This is a genomic window from Polaribacter batillariae (assembly GCF_017498485.1).
Taxonomy (GTDB): domain Bacteria; phylum Bacteroidota; class Bacteroidia; order Flavobacteriales; family Flavobacteriaceae; genus Polaribacter; species Polaribacter batillariae.
The window spans coordinates 2042466-2066161 of the sequence record NZ_CP071795.1 but is presented as its reverse complement, the minus strand read 5'-3'; the positions used below and the strand labels follow the sequence as shown (position 1 = coordinate 2066161).

Genomic DNA, 23696 nt, shown 5'->3' with positions numbered 1-23696 from the left:
GTTGATATGCTACGTTGCTCTGAATCCAGTTGAATTAAATCCTGCTTTAGCTAGATGTTCATAATTATAAACATCTAAATGACTTTAGCCAAATCTAACTTTATTTTGTGGATAAGTTCACTGCAAACTGCTACTGAAAACTGCTTACTATTTTTATCTTCGCAAAACTAACTGAAAATTTCTAAAAAATTGGCAAAACCAAAAGCAAAAAAGGTAACCCCTTTAATGAAACAGTACAATGCTATCAAGAATAAATATCCTGATGCGATGTTGCTTTTTCGCGTGGGAGATTTTTACGAAACTTTTGGTGAAGATGCGATAAAAGCAGCAGGTGTTTTAGGAATTACCTTAACAAAAAGAGGTGCAGGAAGCGACTCTGAAACAGCTTTGGCAGGTTTTCCACATCATTCTTTAAACACCTATTTACCAAAATTGGTAAAAGCGGGAATGCGCGTGGCCATTTGCGATCAGTTAGAAGACCCAAAAATGACCAAAACCATCGTAAAACGTGGTGTTACAGAATTGGTTACACCTGGAGTTTCTTTAAATGACGAGGTTTTACAAACCAAAACCAATAACTTTTTAGCGGCAGTTCATTTTAATAAAAAACAACTCGGAATTTCCTTTTTAGATGTTTCTACAGGCGAATATTTAGTAGCAGAAGGAAATGCGGAATACATCGATAAATTGTTACAAAACTTCTCGCCAAGTGAAGTTTTGGTTCAAAAACAACACAAACAGCAATTTTTAGAGTTGTTTGAAAACAAATATTATACGTTTTATTTAGACGATTGGGTTTTTCAAACAGAGTATGCCAACGAAACTCTTCAAAATCATTTCGAGGTAAAAAACTTGAAAGGTTTTGGTGTTCAAGATTTAAAAAACGGAATTATTGCTGCTGGAGCTGTGTTATATTATTTATCGGAAACACAACACAATCAGTTAAAACACATTCAAAAAATTAGCAGAATTGCAGAAGACAATTATGTTTGGATGGATCGTTTTACAGTTCGTAATTTAGAGTTGTATAATCCGAATTCTGTAAACGCAGTTACACTTTTAGATGTTATTGACAAAACCATTTCGCCAATGGGAGGAAGGTTGTTAAAACGTTGGTTGGCATTGCCTTTAAAAAATATCGACGAGATTAAAAACAGGCATGAATTGGTAAAGTTTTTTATCAATTCTAATGATTTTTCGAAAACAGTAACCTATCAACTAAAACAAATATCTGACTTAGAACGATTGATTTCTAAAGTAGCCACAGGCAAAGCTTCGCCAAGAGAAATTGTGTTGTTAAAAGATTCTTTAAAAGCCATTTTACCGATAAAAACGGCATCACAAAAAAGTAAAAATAAAGCAGTTAAAGAACTCGGAAATCAATTACATACTTGCGAAGTTTTAATTGAAAAAATTACCGAAACTTTGTTTGATGATGCTCCTGTAAACATCAATAAAGGAAATGCAATTGCTTCTGGCGTGCACAAAGAATTAGACGATTTACGTGCCATTTCTAGTTCTGGGAAAGAATATTTAGACAATATGTTGGCTCGTGAAACAGAACGCACAGGAATCAATAGTTTAAAAATTGCGTTTAACAACGTTTTTGGGTATTATATCGAAGTGAGAAATACGCATAAAGACAAAGTTCCTGATACATGGATTCGTAAGCAAACCTTGGTAAATGCAGAGCGTTACATTACCGAAGAATTAAAAGAATACGAAACGAAAATTTTAGGAGCAGAAGAAAAAATTCAGGTTTTAGAACAAGAAATTTTTTCTAAATTATTGCAATATGTCATCGGTTTTGTACAAAAAGTGCAAGAAAATGCACAAATTATTGCAAAAATTGATTGTTTACTCTCATTTTCTGTTTTAGCGATTGATAACAATTATGTGCGCCCTATTATGGATGAAAGCACCGATTTGGAAATAAAAAATGGACGTCATCCTGTTATTGAAAAACAGTTGCCAATCGACCAAACATATATTGCAAACGATGTTGTTTTGAATAGAAATCAGCAACAAATAATTATGATTACTGGTCCTAATATGTCTGGTAAGTCTGCCATTTTAAGACAAACAGCTTTAATTGTTTTACTCGCACAAATGGGAAGTTATGTGCCTGCACAAAATGCAAAAATTGGGATTATAGACAAAATTTTTACCAGAGTTGGTGCCAGTGATAATATTTCTATGGGCGAATCTACTTTTATGGTAGAAATGAATGAAACGGCTTCTATTTTGAATAATGTTTCAGACAGAAGTTTAATTTTATTGGATGAAATTGGACGAGGAACTTCTACCTATGATGGTATTTCGATTGCTTGGGCAATAGCAGAATTTTTGCACGAACACCCAACCAAAGCAAAAACACTGTTTGCTACCCATTATCACGAACTTAATGAAATGACGGCTACTTTCGAGCGTATTAAAAACTTTAATGTGTCTGTAAAAGAATTGGAAGACAACATTATTTTCTTGCGTAAGCTTGTTTCTGGCGGTTCTAACCACAGTTTTGGTATTCATGTAGCAAAATTGGCAGGAATGCCAAATATGGTAATTCGTAAAGCAAATAAAATATTGGCACAGTTAGAGAAAAATAATAAAAATGCAGAAGTAAAAGATGTTTTAAAACAAACGCAACACGAAGAAATGCAGTTGAGCTTTTTTCAGTTAGACGATCCTTTGTTAGAAAATATTCGTGATGAAATTTTATCAACAAATATTGACACTTTAACGCCTATTGAAGCGTTGATGAAGTTGAATGAGATTAAACGAATGTTGGTGAAGAAATAGCAAGAAAGTGTCTTATTCAAACGTTTAAACCTTATAACTTGAGTTCGATATAATATTCATACTATCTATTTAAAAACCAATATATTGTCATTTCGAACGAAACGCAGTGTAGTTGAGAAATCTTACCTTTAGCCTAAGATTTCTCCATTAGGTCGAAATGACAGTTATTTTAAAAAAAGAAAAACCCATAACTATTTGATAAACAGTATTTTTTAAATCGAACTCACGTTATAAATTATAACCAATCGAAAACATAAATACTCTCGGCAATATATAAGTTTTTGTGTCAGAAATCAAATAGTCTGTAAAACTATTGCTTTGTCTAAATTTAGTGTTGAATATATTTTGTGCTATAATTTTATATGACCAGGCACTGTCTTGTTTTTTATAAGACAATGTTCCATTCGCAATTTCATAGATATTTTTTTGCCCTAAAGTTTTGTTCTGATAATTACTACGACTATAATCGAAATTAAAAATAAAACCTTTGAGAAAGTCATAATCTATACTAACAAAAGGCTCTAAGGTTGCAAATTTAGAATTATTGTTGCTAGAAATAAATTTACCTATTTCTCTTTTTAAACCTATTTCTAAAGTTGGAAAATTATCAAACAAAGTTTCAATACCAACTTTATAATTGTAGTTGTTATTTTTATTAATTTGAATACTATTGTTTATTTCTTGTTTGTATATAGAATTATTAAATCCAACATTAAATTTGTATTTTATTTCTTTAATTCGTTTTTCTAATCTGATATTTCCGTTAATACTTTCTGAAGGATTATTAAATAATTTGACAGTTAAAAATTGATTGATGTTATCAAAATTTACTACATTTCTAATCCCTCTAATTTGTTTTGTGTAATTTAAACTTGCATTTAACAAAACACCTCTGTATAAACTAAATTTTCTATAATAAATTCTTGCATTATGAAATAAATTATTTTCTAAATTTTCATTTCCTCTAAAAACGGAATTGTAAGATTGTAAGTAAAAACGATTTGCAAATTTACTAGCATCAGAAAAAGAAGTTTTTAGATTATAATTGAACTGTATTTTTTTAGATTTTGTAAATTCTATTTTGGCTAAAAAATCTGGTAAAACTACCCATTTGTTTTTTGATAGGTTCGTTTGTTGGTTCGTTTTCCAATGATAGTTGTGTGCATAAAAACCTTGTTTAAATGTGAAAATACCTGTTCTAAATTTATAATGGATTCCTAAAAATAAATCGTTTAATTTAAAATTTAAGTCGTTACCAAATTCGCTAATAGAAAAATTATTGATATTCCCATTATCTAGTTCTTGGCTCTCCTTTGTCAAAAAGCTTTCATTTAAAAACATATTACCTAAAGTTGTATAAATATGATTGTTATTATTTAATTCCCAAAAATGTTTAAAAACAGCATCTATATTTTGTTTTTTGGTATTTTTTATTTGATTTATTTTAAAAGTTTCTTGTTCTTTTTCTATTGGAATTAAGTTGTTGAATATAGGGTCTTTTGTTTGCCAAAAATGATTCCTATTATTTTTATTGTAAACGTAATTTAAAACTGTAGAAAAAGTATGTTTGCTCGATTGTCTTTTGTGCCATTCTATATTTTGATTTATGTAAGTAGATTTTAGATTTCGATCAGTTGTAATTGTATTTGTGTTTGTATTGATTAACGATGTTATTGCATTTTGACTATAATTATTAGTTCTTTTAAATTGTGTTTTAATATGCCATTTTTCTAAATTATTAGGTGTATATTCTATATTAAAATTACCAATTCCTAATAAATTATCTGCATCCGTTTTGTTTGTTTTTTCTTCATTAAAGTTTGTGTATTCATTTAAATTCTCAATAAAACTACTCGTATTTGTGTTTGAAAAAATTGCGTATCCAGAAATATCTAATTTTGAATTTGTAGTTTTAGTAATATTTAAAGCTCCAAAATTTTGTTTGCTACTCTGTAAGTCGGCACTTTCTAAAAATTGAGAAAAATCTTGTCCAGTAAAATCAAAGTTTCCTTTAAACACTGCATTTACTCCACCAGAAAAATTTAGATAATCTTTAAAAGTAAACGTCTTTTCGTTAATATTATTCGTATTACCTATAAAATTAATATTTGTTTTTGGTGAGTAATAAAATAGATTTGCGTTCGTTTTATAAAAATCTTGATTTCCTTTCCCTGTCTCTACATCTCCAAAAATAAATTGTTTTTTATCTTCTTTTAGTTTGATATTCATTGCCATCTCATCGGAGTCTGATACGTTTTTTAAAAAGGCAATTTCATTATAATTATCAATTACTTCTACATTTCCAACAGCATCTGCTGGTATATTCTCTACTGCAAGTTTAGAATTACCGCCAAAAAATTTTTTACCATCTACCAACATTTGAGTTATTTTTTTACCTTGTACAGTAACATTTCCTTTTTTATCAACTTCAACTCCGGGTAATTTTTTTAGAACATTTTTTAGTTTTCGTTCTGAACCATCTACAAATTTTTCTGTTTTATAGGTAGTTGTATCTCCTTTAATCATTACAGGCATTTCTATAATAATTTCATCTAATTGTTCCGAGGATTGTTGTAAAATAAAATCTTTTTTAGTGTTTTTTGATGCAATAAATTCAAAGTTATTAGTTATGTAACCTATATAAGAAATATTTACAGTTAAGGTATCTCCTTTTTTTAGTTTTAATTTATAATAACCTTCTTCGTCAGTAATAGCAAATTTTAAATTTTTAGAAACGTCTTTAGGCTTTGCTAATACATTTGCATAAGGTAAAGGGTTTTGTAAACTGTCTTTTACAAAACCACTTAAAGTTATTTCTTGTGAACTTATTTTTAAGGTAATTAAAAAATAAAATATAAATTTTAATAATTTCTTCATTAAGTAAAATTGAATTTATCTATTTTTTCTATAATCTAAAACTATTTTTTTTATAGTTTCATTATATTTCTTTAAAGATAATTTTTTACCTTCTGTTGGTTTATTAATTTCAATTTTTTTATTTAAATTCAATTTTATTTTATCTACTGTAAAAGTTAGACGTCCTTCTTGTAGTTCTAAAATCAATCCAGGTAAATTACTAAATTCTTTGGGGCCAAATTTGTAAGGAATATCTAAAGTGTACCAAGCTGTAATTTTTTTGTTAATAATACCTCTTTTATTTTCTACTTTTTTGATAGTAGTTGCTTTATAGCAAATATAATTACCTATTTTCTTTTTTTCTTGTGTTAAAATCCATTCTATCTTTGGATATGATATTAAAAATTTATTACCAAAAGATTCTTTTTGATTTAGAATTTCATTTGTATTAATATTACTGTAATATATCCCTTTTCCTGATAGGGTTTCAGTCATATTTATTCCTTTATCAAAATCATTATTTAATTTTTCTTTTTTATAGAAAAAGGACTCGTTATTCTTTATTTTTAAAACGAAGAATACATCTTTTGAATTTTCAATAACTTTCAACATCTTTCTTTTAACGACATCAGATGTGTTTTTTTAATGATTTATTTAAATTGGTATTTAGAGAAGCTTTATAGGTTATCTCGCTAAAAAACATTTTATCTTGAGAATAAATATTATTTAATTGTGATAAGATGATTCCTATTAGTATAAATTTTTTCATTTTTTTAGTTTTAAATATTAAAGCCGACGTAACTAAATTTAATTGCGTCGGCTTATGTTAAATTAAATGTTACAAGTTATCCATACAATAAAGGAACCAATTATGTTCTTCCTCATAACTTAATTGAAATAATTTTCCTGCTACAGTTGCAAAAGTATCACATTCATCGAAATCACCAACAACTACTTCTTTTTCAATTGTAGAACTTGCATTTATCATTGTTCCTGTTGCAAAAACAAGAGCTAAAGTTAAAAATATTTTTTTCATAATTTTTAGTTTTTATGAAATTAACCAACTTTAAAAAAGTTGGGGTGGGAATTATTCCCGTTTTTGGTATTCATTCAATTTCTACATTTTGTTTACTCCTCTCGGTTCAATCTCTTTTAAGTGAGTGGCTTTAGTCATTTCATACTTAATGACTTTTTTTTCTGAACCGATAATTTTCTTCGTAATGTTTCTCTCAAATGGCTACGAACTCGTTTTGTATATGAAAAGTAGCAGGATAAAAATGCTTTTACTTTTAGTTTATAAATTAAAATAGCAGAGAAGCATAGACTTAGAAGTTTACACTTAAGTGCTGTTTTTTATATACCTTGTCGTGTGCTTTTAATAATAAAAAGCAAAGTGTGTGTTTATTGCAAAAGTTGAAATATTATAACCAGTTCCATTATTTGGTAAACTAAAATTTTGATCGTAATAATTAATAGGTACTTTACCTAATTCGACATCTTTTTCTGCTTCAATAGTTAAAGTTGTACTTGATGTTCTTGTAACAGAATTATTAAAATCTGCACCCGCTTCAAAAGCCTTTCCTAATTTTAATTTATTAGATATTTTAGTTGAATTGGTTATAGTTATTGAATTCGTTGTGCTCTGTTTTACTATACGATTATCATGTTCGTATATAGCCATGCTTATTGCATCTCCATAAGAATTTCCATCCCATGTACTTGAAGGGGTTAGTAGTAAAAATCTAGCTTGAGAATATATCTGTTCTGTAGAAGTTTCAACAGGAATGTCAAAATATTTTGGAATACTTTTAATATAGTAGTCTAATATACTTTAGCCCCTTATTAATTCGGAGTGATATTTTAAATTTCAAATAAATATATTTGAGATATGAAATACAAGAAATGGACATTAGCACAGAAGTTAGAAATACTATCAGTTTCAGAAGAAATCGGCATTGTTGAAGCCTGCCGAAAATACAGTGTAAGCACAGGTACTTTCTACAGTTGGCGGAAAAAGTTTGAGCACAAAGGTGAAGCTGGTTTAAAAGTTACCTATGACACTAAAAGCAAAGAACTTAAAGAAGCCGAACAAGAAAATCGTGTTTTAAGAAAATTACTAAGCGATAGAGAAATAGAACTTGAAGTGCAACGAGAACTTTTAAAAAAAAAGTTTGGAACGTCCGATCCAAGAAAGATCTAGTAGACGCTATATATAAAAAACATAAAATTAGCAAGAGTAAGATTATCAAAATGGTAGGTATTGTGTCAAGTAGCTATTATAGAAAGCCTAGTGGTGGTAAAAAAGGAAATAAGCCAACTAAAGAGACCTTTCACAAGACTAAAGGCCTGGTATTGCAGGATGACGTAGTTGCAGCTATTAAAGAGGTTTTAAAGGATGAATTTATAGATTGTGGCTATAGATTAATGACCAGTTATTTAAATAGAGACGGCTATACTATAAACCATAAAAAGCTATATAGAATTATGAAGGAAGAAGGTCTGTTGAAGCTTGACAATAGGATAGATAGAAGTGGTTCTGGACGTAAATTTGTAAAGTTTAGAAAGGTTTATACTTCTAGACCTTTGGAGTGTTTAGAGATGGATATAAAGATGGTTTGGATACCAAGTGTAGGTAAAAACGCTTATTTACTCTCGGTTATTGACGTTCACACACGTAGAATATTGAAAGACTATTTTTCCTTTAATATCAAACAAAATCACGTAATAGCGCTATTATCTGCATTGTTTGAAGATTGTGATTATCCCAATAATGTAGTTATTAGGAGTGATAATGGCAGTCAATTTATAGCAAAAAAAGTGCGTGAATATTTAGGATTAATCGGAGTACAACAAGAATTTACACACATTGCGACTCCAGAAGAGAATGCACATATTGAAGCATACCACGGAATATTAAAAAAAGAAGTATTCAAAAGGTTCGATTATCAATATTTTGGAGAAATAGAGCAAATACTAAAACGCTACGTGAAATTTTACAATAATAGAAGGATCCATGGTCTATTAGGACGAATAACTCCAATGGAAAAATGGAGTCAAGATAAACACCTTATTAGAAGAAATAAATTAACAGCTTAATTAATAATCGAAATTTAAAAGATTACTCTTGTTTTATAGGGGTCAAAACATAATAACCATACATGTTTTCCTCTAAAACTCACATTTTTTGAGTCTGTTGGTTTACCCCAATGAAATTGTGTTTCAAAAAAATCATCGAATGTACCTGATATGACAAGTTTCCAATCAGTAGGCGGACAAACTTGAGTTTTATCTAAATCACCGCACATAGAAGCTACAGAAAAGTTATAATGTAACACTATTTCATCTTCTCCACCTGGTTGATTATTAGTTGCGAGTAAAGTAGCATAATTTGCAAATTTAAAACCTTCAATAACATTTTTCTCCGTAACACAATCTCTTTCATAAACTTTATTACAATTTAAAGAACTATTTCCACCACTATTAATTAAATCTACTCCACATAATTTTGCATTTAATAAATCTTCATTTAAAGATATTTTATCTACGAAGTCATATTCGGAATTGCTATAAGTAATATATTCTTCTCTTTTAAACTCTGTACATCCTGCAAGTGGGGAAAATGATCATTAATTAAATTGTCATTCCAAATCGTCTCTTTACTATTCTTTTTTAAAGGAAGTAGTTTTTCACTTTCTTTTATTTGAATAGGAATGTAGTCTGCTAAAGTAGTAGCATTGTTAACTTTTTTCATTTTCTGCTGATTAAAATAAAAAGAGCTTTTGGTATTTAACCCTGGGTAAATAGAAAATTCTAAACCATCATAAGTCGAAACATTTTCAAAAATTATATTTGCCCAATCAGGGATTTTAATTACTAAATTAGGAATAACATTTTCAATTTGTTTTATCAAATTATACTTTTCACTATTTATTTGAAATTCGCTCAAAATAAGATTTTCTAGCGTTTTTCCATTTTCAAAAACTAGATTTTTATTTTGAATGTAAAGTAGTTCTTTTGCTTTCTTATCGTTGATAAGATGCTTAATAATTGTTTCTCTAAAGTCTTGAGAATTAATTAAAAGATTATTTAATGCCTCTCCTACAGCAATTTTTACTTTGTCTTGAACTTCATAATTGTTTAGATTGTAATTGAATTCTTGCGAAACCAATTTAAAATTATTGTTAGATTGGTTTTCCATTGGTATATTTTCTTTTTCACAACTCATAAATAAAACTGTAATTAAAAAAATAATGGTTACATTTTTCATTTCATTAATATTAAATATTTTACGCATTCAATTTTTTAGGAGTATTAAACACTTGCAATTTTGCCTTCTTTTTCAAAGAAACTCTGTTTTTTGGACAATTCATATTTTTTAACTCTTTTATTTTTTCTTCCAAGCAGAGTTCTTTCTTAGATATGGTTCTACTTCGTTTTAATAGCTACCAACCTGTTTTTTACGCATATAAATATTTTGGTTCCTTAATATTTTATCCTTTCGATTTTAAGAGTTAAGTTCGTTAAAGTATTTTTAATGGTTTTTAGCTTTACTATAATTTTTCCGCTATTAATTTTATGATATAAATATAAACCATAAAAAAGTACTTGTCAATCCCTGAAGACCGTATATTTTTTGCCTCCCTGAATTCAGGGAGGCTTATCCCTGAGCTCAGGGATAGCGAGTTTTTAATTATCTGATTATAAGTTATTTACAGCAATCGTTTTTTCAACCTAAATTATAATCAAAAAATGGTTTTAAAAACATTAAAAATTGTAAAAAGGCCGATTTTTGTTTTAAAGTGAAAAATTGTACCGGGTTTGTGAAGATATTTTAATACCAATTGAAAAGCTTTGGAATTGCCTAGTTTTATTGGTAAAAAAACAGCAGAAAAGTACAGGTTTTGTGATTTGTACTTTTCTGCTGTTTTTTTATGTGCGGTTTTGGTTTGTGTTATTTTTTTTCAATCCAAACAAAATCAACTATGCTGTCAAGGTTAACATCAATAAATGCAATATTATTATAAATATAAACATTTCCGAAATCACCAATCTCTTGAGATTCTTTTGATAATGTAATTTTACTTTCAGAAAAATCATTTTTCTTTTTAATTAGATTAATATCTGTACCAACTCCATATCCGTCATTAGTTTTATATCTTTTACTTTTACAAATTATTGATGTGATTTTATTATTATCATCAGTTTTAATGTCAAAGTTTTTTAAGTCGTATTTGTTGTCCAATTTATTTCCCAAAATAAATTCCCCAATTTTATTACTTGTTATCATATATTTTTGTTTTGAGCATGATATTAAAAGAAGCATACAAAATATTTTTATTATTTTCATAAACATAATGTTATTTTTAATTACAATTTCCTTTACTAGCAGGGGCACTACCACCAGATTTGTTATAAGTTAAGTTGTTGTTAGACATATTTCTAATATCCTGACCTAAATTACCTGGATTACTACCTCCACCACCTAGCCAAGTTCCGTTTGTATCAGGTAAACTCATACCTTGTGTATTACAAATTTGAATTGCTGCATCTGTACAATTCATAGAATTTAGATTATATGTAGGCATTCCTAAACTTTTAATACTATTTATAAGACTTTGGAATTCGTTTAAATTTAAGTTTATTTTTGCACTTACATCAAAACTATGCCCACCATCATCTACCCAAGCACCATTTTTTTGAGGATTCCTTGGAGAAACTCCTGACGCCGGATAAAATCCAAAAGTTTGTGTCGTATTAACACCATTTTCAGACATATTTAATGAAATAAAAGTATGACCTACATTTATGTCAGGATTTAAAAGAGTGCCATCGTTAGTCCATGTGTCTGTTTTATTTGGAATAGGCTGGTCTACGTATATAGTTAGGCTAAAAGAGGAACTTGATTTTGCATTTTCAAAGCATTTCAAATATTTATTTAAGTCAATAGTTTTCGAAGGAGTTTCAATTACAATAAAATCTTCATCTGTCCATTCAAATTCTTCCTCATCCACACAAAGCCCATCGTTGTTTTTAGTATATCCCTCAGGACACTTTCCGTTTTCATCAGGTTCAATAGGAGCCGCCATAAGAATTGCAGCAGCAGCAGAAGTTACTTGACTAGAAGATAAACTAGAGCTGCCACCTCCACCAATAGTACCTGTAGATGTTGCTCCATTAATGTAACTACCATAGCTTATACTTCCAGGACCATATGTGTAATACCAATTATAGCTATCACTATGGCCTGCTCCAGTACTACTACTTCCTCCACCTTCAGCAGTTATAACAACTTCGTTTAAAACACCACCTTCAAAATCATTTAAAACATCTGTATTCCAACAATCTCCTTCTTCAGTTATGTTGTGTTGTTGAATAAAAAAAAGAGGGAAAAAACTAGCTTTTTGAATTTGTGGTTTTACAACAAAACGTTTTGTGAAAATTCCATTTTCAACTCGATATCCATCAATGAACTTACCTTCTAAATCATTGAAATATATTCTTCCATTGATGAGATTACCTTTTTGATCAACTTCATCTTTCCAGATCGTAAAAATTACATTTCTAATATGGTTGTTAACATTAATAAAATATAGTTGACTAGAATATTGACCATTTCTATTTATTTGAGAATTAGCAGTAGTCAATTGAGCATTGGTATAGGCAATTTCATTATATTCTAGGGTGTTCCAATCAGGAGTAACTTCAAATTTATTTTCTGTACTTTTTGAATAATTCTTTTTTTGTTTAATTTTTTCTTTTTTAGCATTAAAATGTGCAATTGCATCTTTAAAGGATACAGTTTTTACGTTATTTAAATCGATATTTTCTGGTTCGTATGAATTATTCTCTAAAGTACAATTCCATAAGAATAAGGTAGCTACGAATAGAAAAAGTCCGAGTTTGATAAAGTTGATTTTTCTGTTTTTCATATGGGTTAAATTTAAAAATTAATATTCACATGTCTATTAAAAGCGAAATATTTTAGGGAATCTTTAAGCTTTAAATTTAGAGGGTAGTTAATACTTTATTGTTTCTACAATGAATTATGGTATAAATATAAACCATAAAAAAGTACTTGTCAATCCCTGAAGACCGTATATTTTTTGCCTCCCTGAATTCAGGGATGCTTATCCCTGAGCTCAGGGATAGCAGGCTTTTAATTACCTGATTACAAGTTGTTTATAAAATCGTTTTTTCAGCATAAATTATAATCAAAAAATGGTTTTAAAAATACCAAGAATTGTAAAAAGGCAGATTTTTGTTTTAAAGTGAAAAATTGATTAAGGTTTGTGAAGATATTTTAATACCAATTGAAAAGCTTTGGAATTGCCTAGTTTTATTGGTAAAGAAACAGCAGAAAAGTACAGGTTTTGTGGTTTGTACTTTTCTGTTGTTTTTCAAGAAAAAAATTAATTTGCGTAGATTTTTTAAATCGCTTCTACAAACTTTAAAAACACTTTTTTATGATGCTCTAAATCTAAATCTGGAGAAAGCGAAACTCTTGCAATATAATCTTTATCGCCTTCTTTAGTGGTTCCTTGTGTTGAGGTTGCAGGAATGGTCCAATAACAACCTTTTAACTGACCATAACTTACACAATACTTACTCTCATTAGGGATTTCAGTAATCATTAAATGGATTAATTTATGATTCAATTTTCTTTTATATGCTTCTTTTTCTTCAGCAGAATTTCCTTTTGTTGGTAAATCTAAAGAAAAAACAGAAGGGGTAAAACCTTGTTTTGCCAGTGTCGAGGAAACAAAATTTATTTTTGCTGCTGGTAATGTTTTGTGAATAAAATTTACAAATTCGCGCGTATTTTTATAAGCAGCTGCAATTCGTTGGTTCATGGAAGGCAGTTGTTTTGCCAAGATTTCCATTTGAAAATTTGTAGCTTCGTTATCACAAAGTTTTAGGTGGATTTCTATTTTCTCTATTAAATTGGCAGTTTTATTATTACCAACCATATAACCAGCAGTACAATTTCCGCCACTCGGAAATTTAGATCCACTTGCATAAGAAATTGTTTTAACTGTAGAAAGAATTTCGCCTTCGCCTAAAAAATGAACATTTGGGCAAAATGTTTGGTCTAAAATAAAAACAGGATCCATGGCAATTTCGCCATTTGCAGTTTTACGCTCTTTGCTTAAAGCATCTTTTAATTCGATTAAATCTGGAACTTCCACTCGTGGATTTGTAGGAATTTCTGCAATAATATACGGAATCGCATCTTCGTAGGCAATTTTTTCTAAAACGGTGTGTACGCTTTGTACCATATCATTATCGCCATCAACAGGTAAATCTACAATTTCTATATTTGCATTACAAGCAGCAACACGCCTTGCTTGGTCGTTTGTGCCTCCATAACAATTTGGCGGAACTATAAATTTAATGGCTTTTTTAGGATAATTTTCTTGTGCATGATGTACCAAACCCATCATAATTGCGTATTGAACAGACAAACCGCTTGAACCCACCAAAGGTTTTAAAGTGGTTTCTGTAATTTTTTTGATGGAATTTAAAACACTTTTTTTATTCGTTTCAAAATCATTATTTTTCTTTTTAAAAGAAGTATTTTCTACGAACGCTTCCAAAGCAATTAAGCAATCAAAAGGCGTCATTGCAATGGTTTCTCTTCTTCTTACATGTTGAATATCGGAAATGTAAGACTCGTTTTCTTCTCCATTTATCAATAAAATACTGCCCAAATTTTTATAAATATGGATGTGAAAATCGATGTTTGAATGTAGATTTTGCAAAGAAATTTTATTTTGTTCTTCAATAAAAATGGTACTTCCATCGAATTTAGAAATAGCTGAAACGTTTTCTACTTTTTTCAATTGAAATTGATACCCATAAACACTTTTTAAAATTTTAGTATTAAAAGATGCTGGTAACTTGTTAGAATACAAAATTCGAGTTTTTTTATTCGCCAATAAATTGGTTCTTAAAATTGCCAAAATAGGCATGGTTTCAGATGAAAAACTAATGATGTTTTCAAAATTTAACTTGTGTAAATTTCCAATAACCCATTCTAAAACACAAGATAAAGGATGCCCTAATCGAATATAATCGTACGCAGTTGGCAATTCTTCTAATGCAGATAATTTAAAATTATTATGGTCGAATAAAGCTTCAAATTGGTGCGTAAATTCGGTTTTTGCCAATTCTTCATTATAAATATCTAACCTGTGTGTTGTTAGGTTTAGCCAATCTTTTGGCATATTTTCTAACACGTTTTTTATGTAATTCTGTAATTTACTATTATGCATAATTTTTATCTTCTAAAGATCGATTTGCAAGATACATTAATTAGAGTTTTTCCTTGTATTTGTAGTCTTAAAAACCGATTAACCTGAGTTCGATTAATAAATTGTCAACTGATTAGACTTTACAGTCTGATATTTTATAGCAGGTTTTTTTGGTAAAAAGCTATATGCAATAAGACCTGCGATTATGTTTGACAAGAAATTAGTAAAACTTCTATGTCTAGAATGTTCAATTTGACAAATATTTTTGAGTTCGTCATTTACGGTTTCAATAACAGAGCGTTTACGCAGTAAAATTTTATCACTCATTGTCATTAAAGAATTCTTCATATTGTTTTTAATATGAGTAATTAAATGCAATCCATCAGCAAAAAGTAACTGCATTAAATCTTTTCCAACATAACCTTTGTCCGCATATAACTTACCATAAATTTTATCTAAAAAAGACTTCTTTTTTAATGGCGTTCTATCATCAACATTAGCTTGGGTTATGCAGAAGTTTAGGATTTCACCTTTATCATTTATAACGATATGCAATTTAAAGCCATGGAACCATCCTATAGTGGATTTTCCAGTGGTTGCAATGCCTTTAAATACTTTATTATTCTTAATTCGTTTGGGGCTGCAAACTCTAACAGGTGTAGAATCTACAAAAGAAATACCCGTAGAATTACCTAAACAACATGTCTTTAAAAATAAAGTCATTGGCATGAGGTTTTGCTGCATGAGTTCTGTAAATCTATTGTATGAAACTGTAGCTGGGAAATCATCTTGCATATGCTTTTGCAAGTAATACACGTAAAAGTGTTTAAAGGTCCTAAAACCACTAAGCTGAAACAAAATGGTAATGGTAATTACCTCGCTATTTGACATAACACTGGGACGTTTTGATGGATTGCCTAAAAGGTGTTTACTGACTATTTGGTCATATTCTTTACAAAATTCATCAACAAGACAGAAAATTTCAGTAATTTTAGAGTAGATTATCATAGATAGATTTTTAGATTAATAAATTGAAATTCAATACTTTAATTTACTGAAAATCTATCTTTTTTACTAGAAAAAAATGCCTAAATTTTAATCGAACTCAGGTGATTAATTATTTTTGTGTTGGTCGTAAAAAAGAGGCTAAAATTAATTGTAAACAAAAATGCAGGGTTCTTTATTACCAAGAAACCTGCATTTTTTAAAAGTATTTTGAATATTTAAGACTTACTAACAACAATTAAATATTACAACTGCTCTTTTTTCTTTTTTAGAATAGATGTAAAAATCGTGCATTTCGTTAGAAAGTTTAAAGTCGTAAATAGGCAAATTACTTTTTTTAGAGTCTAGAAAAGTATTATAATTTAAAAATTCGCTTTTAGATGCTTTAGAGATTAAATCGCTTGTTTCTGCTTTAAAAATTCTATTAGAATCAAGGTTGTTTTTTACATTTTCTTTAATATGATTTATAACATCTTTGTAAGATTTCATGTTTTCTAAAGCATAGGTAGAAACAAACATTTCGGTTGCAAATTTACGTTTTAAAATGGTATTGCCTTCTGCATCTTTTATGGTAAGACTACTTTCTGTTTCGCTAATTTTTCCTTTAGGAATCGTTATTGTAAACTGGTCTTTTGTGTTTAAATTCGAAAAATTATAAGCTTTCGTTTCTGTGAAATCGGTTTCGAAAACTGTATTTTTATAATCGGTAGAATTTTTTAATAGTGATTCCGAAGAATCTTCTATTTTTTTCTCGATTTTTTTCTGATTCTTTGTACCAGCGTTTTCGAGCTTATTTTTTTTCTTATCATTTCCACAGCCTACAAATATTAAGAATGATAATGCACAGATAAATTTATTCATTTTTTTTTGATTTTTATATTTACTAAAATTTACTTCCTTTTAAAGGATAAAATGTTTTCTTATCCTTTAGAAAGAAGGTAATCAAAATTAATCGTTTTTTACCATAAAATAGTAAGTTTAACAAAGTTTTATAAAAATCTTTAAAGCATTTATTAACGCAGTTTTATTTTCAATATGGCTCATATGACCATCAGAAAAAACAATAATTTCTGCATTTGTTTTTTCAGCTTCAGCTAAAGACATTTCAAAATCTAAAACAGGATCTTTTTTTCCGGCAATTATCAACTTTTTAAAATCGTTTTCAACTAAAACATGATTTCTGTTTGGACGAATTCTCATACCTTCTTGTGCTGCAATATAACCTTGAATTGGCGTTTGCAATGCTTCATGTAAAGCCGATCTCATTTCTTCTTTAAATTCGGTTCTACTTTCTTCGCCAAACAAATTCAAAAAAGACATTCTTACCATATTTGTAAAGTTATGCTGAATCATTTTATTGGCCCGCAAACGTAATTTTTTGCGTTCATCATCATCTTCATTAGAGGTAGAATTCATCAAACACAAACCTTTTACTTTCTGCGGATTTTTTTCTGCAAAAGCCATCGCTACATAACCACCTAAAGAATGCCCAATTAAGATACATTTTCGAATTCTTAAATGTTTTAAAACGGCTGCTACAGTTTCTGCAAACAATTCCATAGCATGCACATACCCTAAACAATCTGTTTTTCCATGACCTAATAAATCAATGGTAATTACTCTATTTCTTTTAGAAATTTCAGGAATAATGTCTTTCCACATGGTAGAATTCTCCAAAAAACCATGAATAAGCACAACTGCTTTTCCTTTTCCTTGGTCAGAAAAAGAAATATTTGCGTTTTTAAAGGTAATATTTTGATTCATTATTATTTACGATTAAACCCCTAAAGGAGGTTGGCATTATTAAAACATATTTAATTCAAAAAAATATTTATTCCGTGAAATATACCTAAAATATGTATATTTCACGTTTAAAAATAATTCTACAATCATGAAATTTATAAAAAGATTCATTTTCGCTTTTCTGTTATCGTCAACCTTTCTTACTGCCCAAATAAAAGATAAAAAACTAGACAAATTAATTCAAGAAACTCTCACTACTTTCGATGTTCCTGGTATTTCTGTCGGAATTTTAAAAGATGGCGAAATTGTGTATGCCAAAGGTTTTGGCGTACGTTCTTTAACCACAAAAAAAGACATGAACGAAAATACTTTGGTTGGAGTTGCCTCTAACAGTAAAGGTTTTACGTGTTTTGCATTGGCGATGATGGTAGATGCAGGCAAATTAAATTGGGATGATAAAGTAAGAAAACACATTCCAGAATTTCAATTATATGATGCTTGGGTAACTCAAGAATTTACGGTTAGAGATTTGGTTACACACAGAAGTGGAATGGCTTTAGGTGCAGGAGATTTAATGTTTTTTCCTGAAGGAAACGATTTTACAGTTACAGATGTGATTGACAATGTAAAACACTTAAAACCAGAAAGTTCCTTTCGAAGTAAATTTGCTTATAACAACAATATGTTTATTATTGCTGGTGAAGTTTTAAAACGTGTAAGTGGGCTTTCTTGGGAAGAATTTATCGAACAAAAAATAATGAAACCTGTTGGAATGAACAACAGTAAAGCTTCTTACAACAGAGTTACAAACCGCACCAATATTATTGATGCACACACAAGAACTGAAGGAAAAGTAGTTCAAATTCCTCATGATTGGAGCGAAACAGCAAATGCTGCAGGAGGAATTGTAAGTAACGTAAAAGACATGCTTACTTGGGCAAAATTTTTAATGAATGATGCTGTTACAGAAGATGGAAAACGCTTGTTAAGTTCGAAGCAATTTCACGAACTTTGGCAATTGCAAACACCTTTAAAAGTGGGTAAAAACGACTGGTACGATTCCAATTTTAGAGGGTATGGTTTGGGTTGGTTTTTAACAGATGTAAAAGGCGGATACAAACAAGTCTATCACACAGGTGGTTTGTTAGGTACTGTAACACAATTTACGATGATTCCAGATTTAAATTTAGGAATTATAGTACTTACAAATCAAATGAATGGAAACGCATTTAACACCATTACAAATACCATAAAAGACAGTTATTTAGGCTATGAAGATAGAAATTGGCTACAAACCTATGGAAATAAAAATGCCCAATATTTAAAATACAACGATAGTATAAAAGCAAGTGTTTACAACAAAGTTGCTTTGGCTAAAACGAATAAAAGTTTACCAAAACCAAGCCAAATTGTGGGTACTTATAACGATGCTTGGTTTGGCGATGTAATCATTTCTTTTGATGGAACTACATACACCATAAAAAGCAAAAGATCTACAGATATTATTGGCGAATTATTACCTTATAATTACACAACCTACGTTGCAAAATGGAACAATAGAAGTTTTGATGCCGATGTTTTTGTAAATTTTATGTTTGATGAAAAAGGCAATGCAAAAAGTGCAACGATGAAGTTTATAGCACCAATTACCGATTTTAGTTTCGACTTTGAACATTTAAACCTAAAAAAAGTAAACTAATTTGAACCAAACAAAAGAAATTTGGATTGCCGGTTTTGCGCTTTTCTCGCTTTTTTTTGGCGCAGGAAACTTAATTTTACCTCCATCTCTAGGTGCAAATTCTGGTTCAGATTGGTGGATTGTTGTGTTGGGTTTTGCATTAACAGCAGTTGCCATTCCTATTTTGGCCATTTTTGCGCATGCAAAATTACAAGGTACTTTGTACGATTTTGGTAAAAAGGTTTCGCCACTTTTTAGCACTGTTTATTGTTTCTTTATTTATATAATTTCAATCGCAATTCCATCACCAAGAACAGCAGCAGTTACACACGAAATAACTGTGCAACCGTTTTTTGAAACTACACCACTTTTAACAAGTGTAATTTACTTTGTATTAGTCTTTATTTTTGCCATTAACAGGTCGAAAGTAATAGGTTTAATAGGTAAGTTTTTAACGCCAATTATTGTGTTGATTTTACTGATAATTATCGGAATTGCCTTTTTTACATCATCAGAAACTGTAAATTCTTCTACTTTTAAAACTCCTTTTGTAGAAGGAATTTTAGAAGGATACCAAACGTTTGATGCGATTGGTGGCGTTGTTGTAGGAGCCGTAATTATTATCTCTTTAAACTATAGTAGCCATACCACTTTCGATGCCAAAAGAAAACTCATTAGAAAAGCAGGTTTTATTGCAGGAGCAGGCTTATTACTAATTTACGGAGGTTTAATTTTAAGCGGATCTTTATTTTCATTTACATTTGCAAAAGAAGCTTCCAGAACTGAAATTTTATCGAGTTTAAGCACGCAAACTTTAGGACATTTAGGAACTACTTTTTTAAGTGTTTTGGTGGCTTTGGCTTGTTTTACAACAGCAGTTGGTATTGTAACAGGAACCGCAGATTACATCAAAGGAATATCTAACGATTCTAAAAAAGCGTATATTATTACAGCTGCAGTTGCTTCTATAATCGGTATTATTGTGGGAAGTTATCAGGTAGATTTTATCATTACATTAGCAGTACCAGCATTAATGTTTTTATATCCAATAACCATTGTGTTGATTTTACTAAACATGGTTCCAAACAAATATGCCTCGAAACTTGTTTTTAGAGGTGTTGTTTTAATAACATTTATTTTTAGTATTCCAGATTTTTTAGGATTTGTAGTTCCAAGAGAAAATTTAGTGGGCATTAAAAATATAATTCCATTGGCAAATTCTAATTTGGGTTGGGTGTTGCCTGCTATTTTGGTGTTTTTTGGATTGAATTTGAGGAGAAAAAAGGAAATGTTACAAATCTAAAATTCCAAAAGTTTCTGTGTAAGGAATATCTATACTAATTATATCAAATTTTGGTTGTATTCCATTTTTTAATAAAGCCAAAGTTTTCTTTGAACGAACATCAGAAGTAACAAAATGAGTGATTGTTTTATCAAAATCAGCTTGAGCAAAAAGTTTTGAATCGTTTGGAATTATCGCTCTTGGAGATAATGATTGTTCACTAACTCTATTTTCTCTAAAAAGAATCTTTGCAAATTCTCCAGTTTTTTCCGCTACTTTTAAATTGAAAGCAAGAATTTGAATGTTTTTTAAAGGTAAATCTTCAATTTTTCCAAGAACACAATACTCTGCAATTGTAATTGTTGAAACTTTTAAAACGATTTCATTTTCTAAGAAATATCTATAATATTCGACCGCATTTTTGTGAAGAAAATCTTCATCGTTTAATAAACGGATAAAGAAACTTGTATCAAGTAATACACTATGCCTCATATCCACCTCTTAAATTGCTCAGCCATTCATCTGTATTAATATTATTCCAACTTTTTTTAGCTTTATTAATTAATGAATTCAAATATTCAATATCAAATTTTGGTTGATAATCTATTAACTCTAATAAAGTAAGTCTTTTCGTGTCAATTTCTCCAGTTTCAATATTTTGTTTTCCTTTTGCTCTAACACCAAATCTTTTGAAAAGTAAGTTTTCTTCTTTTTCTTTTAAGAATGCTTCTCCAGTTTCTATTGTAAGATAACCATAGTCTTTGGTGTCTAAATGAATATTTATTTTATTTTTCCCTCCAGCATCTTTTAAAATTCCATAAAAGTAGAATTCTGCATCGACCCAAATATTTTCTGTTCTAAAGAATTTAGTAGAAGGGTTTATTGTTAATTCATAAGTTTCATTTAAAGAGGTTTTTATTTGAAATTCATAGTCTTTTTGAAGAGATAAATTTTGAATGTTCTCAATAGCTCTTGCTGTTTTTATTTCTAAAAAATCAATAGATTTATTTGTTTGAATCTGGGTTAAAATTGCACTAAACCCAATAACAGTTTGAATAGAGGTTTTAAATATATGTTTTACAGAACCTTCTTTAATATCGTATGTAATTAATGGTCTATCTTTTTTATTATTTGGGTACAATAAATCATCAACATTTTGCAAAATTGCTACAATATGCTTAATGTCATAATTATCGGGTTTTAAACCTTGATTTCCAGATTTTCCAACAACACGAATTTCTATGTCTCCTATTTTCTCCACAATCCAAAGATACAATTTATTTCATTTTCAAAATTATCATTTTTGCCAAAACGTTAAAGGTTTTATTTATTTTTACGACCAACAAATAAAAAAATTACAATTTGGCAGTTCAAGACATTATAAAATATTCGTTTAAAAACACTTTTTCATTAAGTAGCGTTCAGTTCGATAAGGCATGTACCATAGATCATAACGAGCAAGTAAATGCCTATACAATTTATTGGATTCAAGAAGGAAAAGGAACCTATAATATCGATTTTAAACAATATACTTTCGACGATAATGTGTTGTTTTTTCTCTCTCCAAATCAGGTTTTTACAGTCGATTCCGAAAAAATTAAAACCGCTTACAAACTTACCTTTGTACGAGATTTTTATTGCATACAAACACACGACAAAGAAGTAGCTTGTAACGGAATTCTCTTTAACAATATTTATGAAACTCCGTTTGTAAAACCTTGCGAAAAAGACACTAAAAAACTCAACTTTATTTTAGAGAGTTTGGTAGAAGAATTTCAGCAAAACGAAACGGCACAATACGATATGTTGCAGGCGTATTTAAAGCAATTTATCATTCACGCAGTTCGTGTAAAAAAGGAAAATCACGTTATCAAAGAAGACACAGAAACAAGGCTTTTTAAAGATTTTAGTTTGTTGGTAGAGCAAAATTTTAAAAAACTACACTCTGTAACAGATTATGCGAATAGGTTAGGAATTTCGCCAAAATCTGTTACAAAACACTTTCAGAAATTGGGTACAAAAACCCCTTCAGAATTTATTAAAAACCGCATTTTATTAGAAGCAAAACGCCTGCTAATTTATACCGATAAAACCGTAAAAGAAATCGCTTTCGAGCTCGGTTTTAACGATCCTGCCTATTTTACGCGCTTTTTTACCAAGGCAATTTCCAAGTCTCCACTTCAATTTAAAAAAGAATATTAATACTTAACTCGTTTTCGTATCTATTCTAAATTTGTAGGGCGTGCCTTTTTTCAGAAAAAGAAAAAAGTCAGGCTTTCCACTATATCTTTTTTATACCATTTTCTCGTTACGATTTTTCGTCCCTCAAAATCACTCGAACTGGTATAAAAAAGGATGCCGTTTCAATCCTTCACGCGTGCATTTTTGCCAACGATATTTCCTTGTCCAAATAGAAAGAACCTTTGTCCATTTTTAAAGACCAATGTTGGTTGCATCTTTGTAGTGTTAAAAAAGCTAAGCACGTTTTAGTATTCAACAAAACAAACAAATCGTTTTAAGAAAACCTTAAAAGAATCTTAAAATATAAAAAACAAAAAAGATGGAAACACAATTAGAACAAAACAATTTTACAAATGTTATCGAAAATAACAGCAACGTATTATTAGATTTTTATGCAGAGTGGTGTGGTCCTTGCCAAACCTTATTGCCAACGATTCACAAATTAGCAGACGAATTAAAAGACGAGGTGATCATTCAAAAAGTAAATGTAGATAAGCACCAAGAATTTGCCGCAAAATTCGGTATTAGAAACATACCAACCTTAATTTTCTTTAAAGACGGGCAAGCAACAGACAGGCACACAGGTTTAATTACCGAAAGAAATTTAAGAGATAAAATTAACAGTTTAAAATAAGTTTCTTTAAGCTGTCCAAAGCAAAGGAACTTTTGTCCATTTTTAAAAGTTAACATTGGTTGCATCTTTGCAGTATCAAAAAGTAATAACAGTAAAAACACAAGAATTATGAAAACACAAGAAAACACACAATGCCCAAACTGCTGGGGTTACCAAATGTACGACGAGCAAAACCCAGAGCAACAAGTTTGCACTTGCAAATAGCAA

The 23696-nt window shown here is 29.5% G+C and carries 19 protein-coding genes and 1 pseudogene; 7 read left to right on the top strand and 13 right to left on the bottom strand.

The annotated features are described in order from the left end of the window. Positions 1-189 precede the first annotated feature (189 nt). On the top strand, positions 190-2799 hold the full coding sequence (gene mutS / locus JL193_RS08865) for a DNA mismatch repair protein MutS (RefSeq protein ID WP_207970466.1): 2610 nt from the start codon (positions 190-192) through the stop codon (positions 2797-2799). Between the two features lie 228 nt (positions 2800-3027). Here mutS and JL193_RS08860 read toward each other — a convergent pair whose 3' ends face one another. The 4 genes and pseudogenes from JL193_RS08860 to JL193_RS08845 all read right to left on the bottom strand — a co-directional run bounded on the left by JL193_RS08860 (position 3028) and on the right by JL193_RS08845 (position 7336). After that, entirely contained in the window at positions 3028-5676 is a 2649-nt protein-coding gene (locus tag JL193_RS08860; RefSeq protein WP_207970465.1) for a carboxypeptidase-like regulatory domain-containing protein, read from the bottom strand. Between the two features lie 15 nt (positions 5677-5691). Further along, positions 5692-6270 (bottom strand): annotated as a pseudogene (locus tag JL193_RS08855) (GLPGLI family protein); the annotation flags it as partial. 223 nt (positions 6271-6493) lie between these two features. Continuing rightward, a complete protein-coding gene (locus JL193_RS08850) occupies positions 6494-6691 on the bottom strand; it encodes a hypothetical protein (RefSeq protein WP_207970463.1) in 198 nt (65 codons plus the stop codon). Positions 6692-7030: 339 nt separating this feature from the next. After that, entirely contained in the window at positions 7031-7336 is a 306-nt protein-coding gene (locus tag JL193_RS08845) for a hypothetical protein (RefSeq protein WP_207970462.1), read from the bottom strand. Between the two features lie 207 nt (positions 7337-7543). Here JL193_RS08845 and JL193_RS08840 point away from each other — a divergent pair, with 207 nt between their 5' ends. After that, positions 7544-7855, top strand: coding sequence for a transposase (locus JL193_RS08840; RefSeq protein ID WP_207970461.1), 312 nt, complete (start codon positions 7544-7546; stop codon positions 7853-7855). An 8-nt stretch (positions 7856-7863) separates the two neighbouring features. Then, positions 7864-8751, top strand: coding sequence for an IS3 family transposase (locus JL193_RS08835; RefSeq protein WP_207973345.1), 888 nt, complete (start codon positions 7864-7866; stop codon positions 8749-8751). A gap of 445 nt (positions 8752-9196) precedes the next feature. On the opposite strand, the gene JL193_RS08830 is transcribed toward JL193_RS08835, so the two are convergent. From JL193_RS08830 to JL193_RS08800, 7 genes are all read right to left on the bottom strand, one after another. Next, positions 9197-9949, bottom strand: a complete 753-nt coding sequence (locus tag JL193_RS08830; RefSeq protein ID WP_207970460.1) for a hypothetical protein — start codon at positions 9947-9949, stop codon at positions 9197-9199. A gap of 657 nt (positions 9950-10606) precedes the next feature. Next, positions 10607-11002, bottom strand: coding sequence for a hypothetical protein (locus JL193_RS08825; RefSeq protein ID WP_207970459.1), 396 nt, complete (start codon positions 11000-11002; stop codon positions 10607-10609). A gap of 16 nt (positions 11003-11018) precedes the next feature. Further along, on the bottom strand, positions 11019-12584 hold the full coding sequence (locus tag JL193_RS08820) for a hypothetical protein (protein ID WP_207970458.1): 1566 nt from the start codon (positions 12582-12584) through the stop codon (positions 11019-11021). Between the two features lie 498 nt (positions 12585-13082). After that, on the bottom strand, positions 13083-14927 hold the full coding sequence (locus JL193_RS08815) for a PLP-dependent aminotransferase family protein (protein ID WP_207970457.1): 1845 nt from the start codon (positions 14925-14927) through the stop codon (positions 13083-13085). 93 nt (positions 14928-15020) lie between these two features. Then, entirely contained in the window at positions 15021-15914 is an 894-nt protein-coding gene (locus tag JL193_RS08810; protein WP_207970412.1) for an IS982 family transposase, read from the bottom strand. Positions 15915-16139: 225 nt separating this feature from the next. Continuing rightward, the gene (locus tag JL193_RS08805) at positions 16140-16772 is read right to left on the bottom strand and encodes a hypothetical protein (protein WP_207970456.1); all 633 of its coding nucleotides are present in this window, start codon (positions 16770-16772) and stop codon (positions 16140-16142) included. 117 nt (positions 16773-16889) lie between these two features. Further along, positions 16890-17675: an alpha/beta fold hydrolase gene (locus JL193_RS08800; RefSeq protein WP_207970455.1), complete on the bottom strand. Its 786-nt coding sequence runs from the start codon at positions 17673-17675 to the stop codon at positions 16890-16892. A 127-nt stretch (positions 17676-17802) separates the two neighbouring features. Between JL193_RS08800 and JL193_RS08795 the strand changes: the two genes are divergently transcribed. Next, a complete protein-coding gene (locus JL193_RS08795; protein ID WP_207970454.1) occupies positions 17803-19353 on the top strand; it encodes a serine hydrolase in 1551 nt (516 codons plus the stop codon). A gap of 1 nt (position 19354) precedes the next feature. Then, complete coding sequence (gene brnQ / locus JL193_RS08790) at positions 19355-20635, top strand: branched-chain amino acid transport system II carrier protein (RefSeq protein ID WP_207970453.1); 1281 nt, start codon at positions 19355-19357, stop codon at positions 20633-20635. Here brnQ and JL193_RS08785 read toward each other — a convergent pair. Beyond that, positions 20624-21106, bottom strand: a complete 483-nt coding sequence (locus JL193_RS08785) for a PIN domain-containing protein (RefSeq protein ID WP_207973427.1) — start codon at positions 21104-21106, stop codon at positions 20624-20626. The genes brnQ and JL193_RS08785 overlap by 12 nt on opposite strands. Further along, positions 21096-21875 (bottom strand): hypothetical protein, encoded by a 780-nt coding sequence (locus JL193_RS08780; RefSeq protein WP_207970452.1) that lies wholly within the window; start codon positions 21873-21875, stop codon positions 21096-21098. Before JL193_RS08780 ends, JL193_RS08785 begins: the two co-directional genes overlap by 11 nt. A gap of 101 nt (positions 21876-21976) precedes the next feature. On the opposite strand from JL193_RS08780, the gene JL193_RS08775 reads away from it, so the two are divergent. Together JL193_RS08775 and trxA are read left to right on the top strand one after the other, a co-directional pair. After that, the gene (locus tag JL193_RS08775; RefSeq protein ID WP_207970451.1) at positions 21977-22816 is read left to right on the top strand and encodes a helix-turn-helix domain-containing protein; all 840 of its coding nucleotides are present in this window, start codon (positions 21977-21979) and stop codon (positions 22814-22816) included. 358 nt (positions 22817-23174) lie between these two features. Continuing rightward, the gene (trxA, locus tag JL193_RS08770; protein WP_207970450.1) at positions 23175-23489 is read left to right on the top strand and encodes a thioredoxin; all 315 of its coding nucleotides are present in this window, start codon (positions 23175-23177) and stop codon (positions 23487-23489) included. Positions 23490-23696: the final 207 nt, after the last annotated feature.

Coding starts and splice junctions, on each gene's coding strand:
- trxA (WP_207970450.1), top strand. CDS start 23,175: ATGGAAACACAATTAGAACAAAACAATTTTACAAATGTTATCGAAAAT.
- JL193_RS08795 (WP_207970454.1), top strand. CDS start 17,803: ATGAAATTTATAAAAAGATTCATTTTCGCTTTTCTGTTATCGTCAACC.
- JL193_RS08840 (WP_207970461.1), top strand. CDS start 7,544: ATGAAATACAAGAAATGGACATTAGCACAGAAGTTAGAAATACTATCA.
- JL193_RS08815 (WP_207970457.1), bottom strand. CDS start 14,927: ATGCATAATAGTAAATTACAGAATTACATAAAAAACGTGTTAGAAAAT.
- JL193_RS08860 (WP_207970465.1), bottom strand. CDS start 5,676: ATGAAGAAATTATTAAAATTTATATTTTATTTTTTAATTACCTTAAAA.
- JL193_RS08800 (WP_207970455.1), bottom strand. CDS start 17,675: ATGAATCAAAATATTACCTTTAAAAACGCAAATATTTCTTTTTCTGAC.
- JL193_RS08805 (WP_207970456.1), bottom strand. CDS start 16,772: ATGAATAAATTTATCTGTGCATTATCATTCTTAATATTTGTAGGCTGT.
- JL193_RS08845 (WP_207970462.1), bottom strand. CDS start 7,336: ATGGCTATATACGAACATGATAATCGTATAGTAAAACAGAGCACAACG.
- JL193_RS08820 (WP_207970458.1), bottom strand. CDS start 12,584: ATGAAAAACAGAAAAATCAACTTTATCAAACTCGGACTTTTTCTATTC.
- JL193_RS08830 (WP_207970460.1), bottom strand. CDS start 9,949: ATGCGTAAAATATTTAATATTAATGAAATGAAAAATGTAACCATTATT.
- JL193_RS08810 (WP_207970412.1), bottom strand. CDS start 15,914: ATGATAATCTACTCTAAAATTACTGAAATTTTCTGTCTTGTTGATGAA.
- JL193_RS08825 (WP_207970459.1), bottom strand. CDS start 11,002: ATGAAAATAATAAAAATATTTTGTATGCTTCTTTTAATATCATGCTCA.
- JL193_RS08785 (WP_207973427.1), bottom strand. CDS start 21,106: ATGAGGCATAGTGTATTACTTGATACAAGTTTCTTTATCCGTTTATTA.
- JL193_RS08850 (WP_207970463.1), bottom strand. CDS start 6,691: ATGAAAAAAATATTTTTAACTTTAGCTCTTGTTTTTGCAACAGGAACA.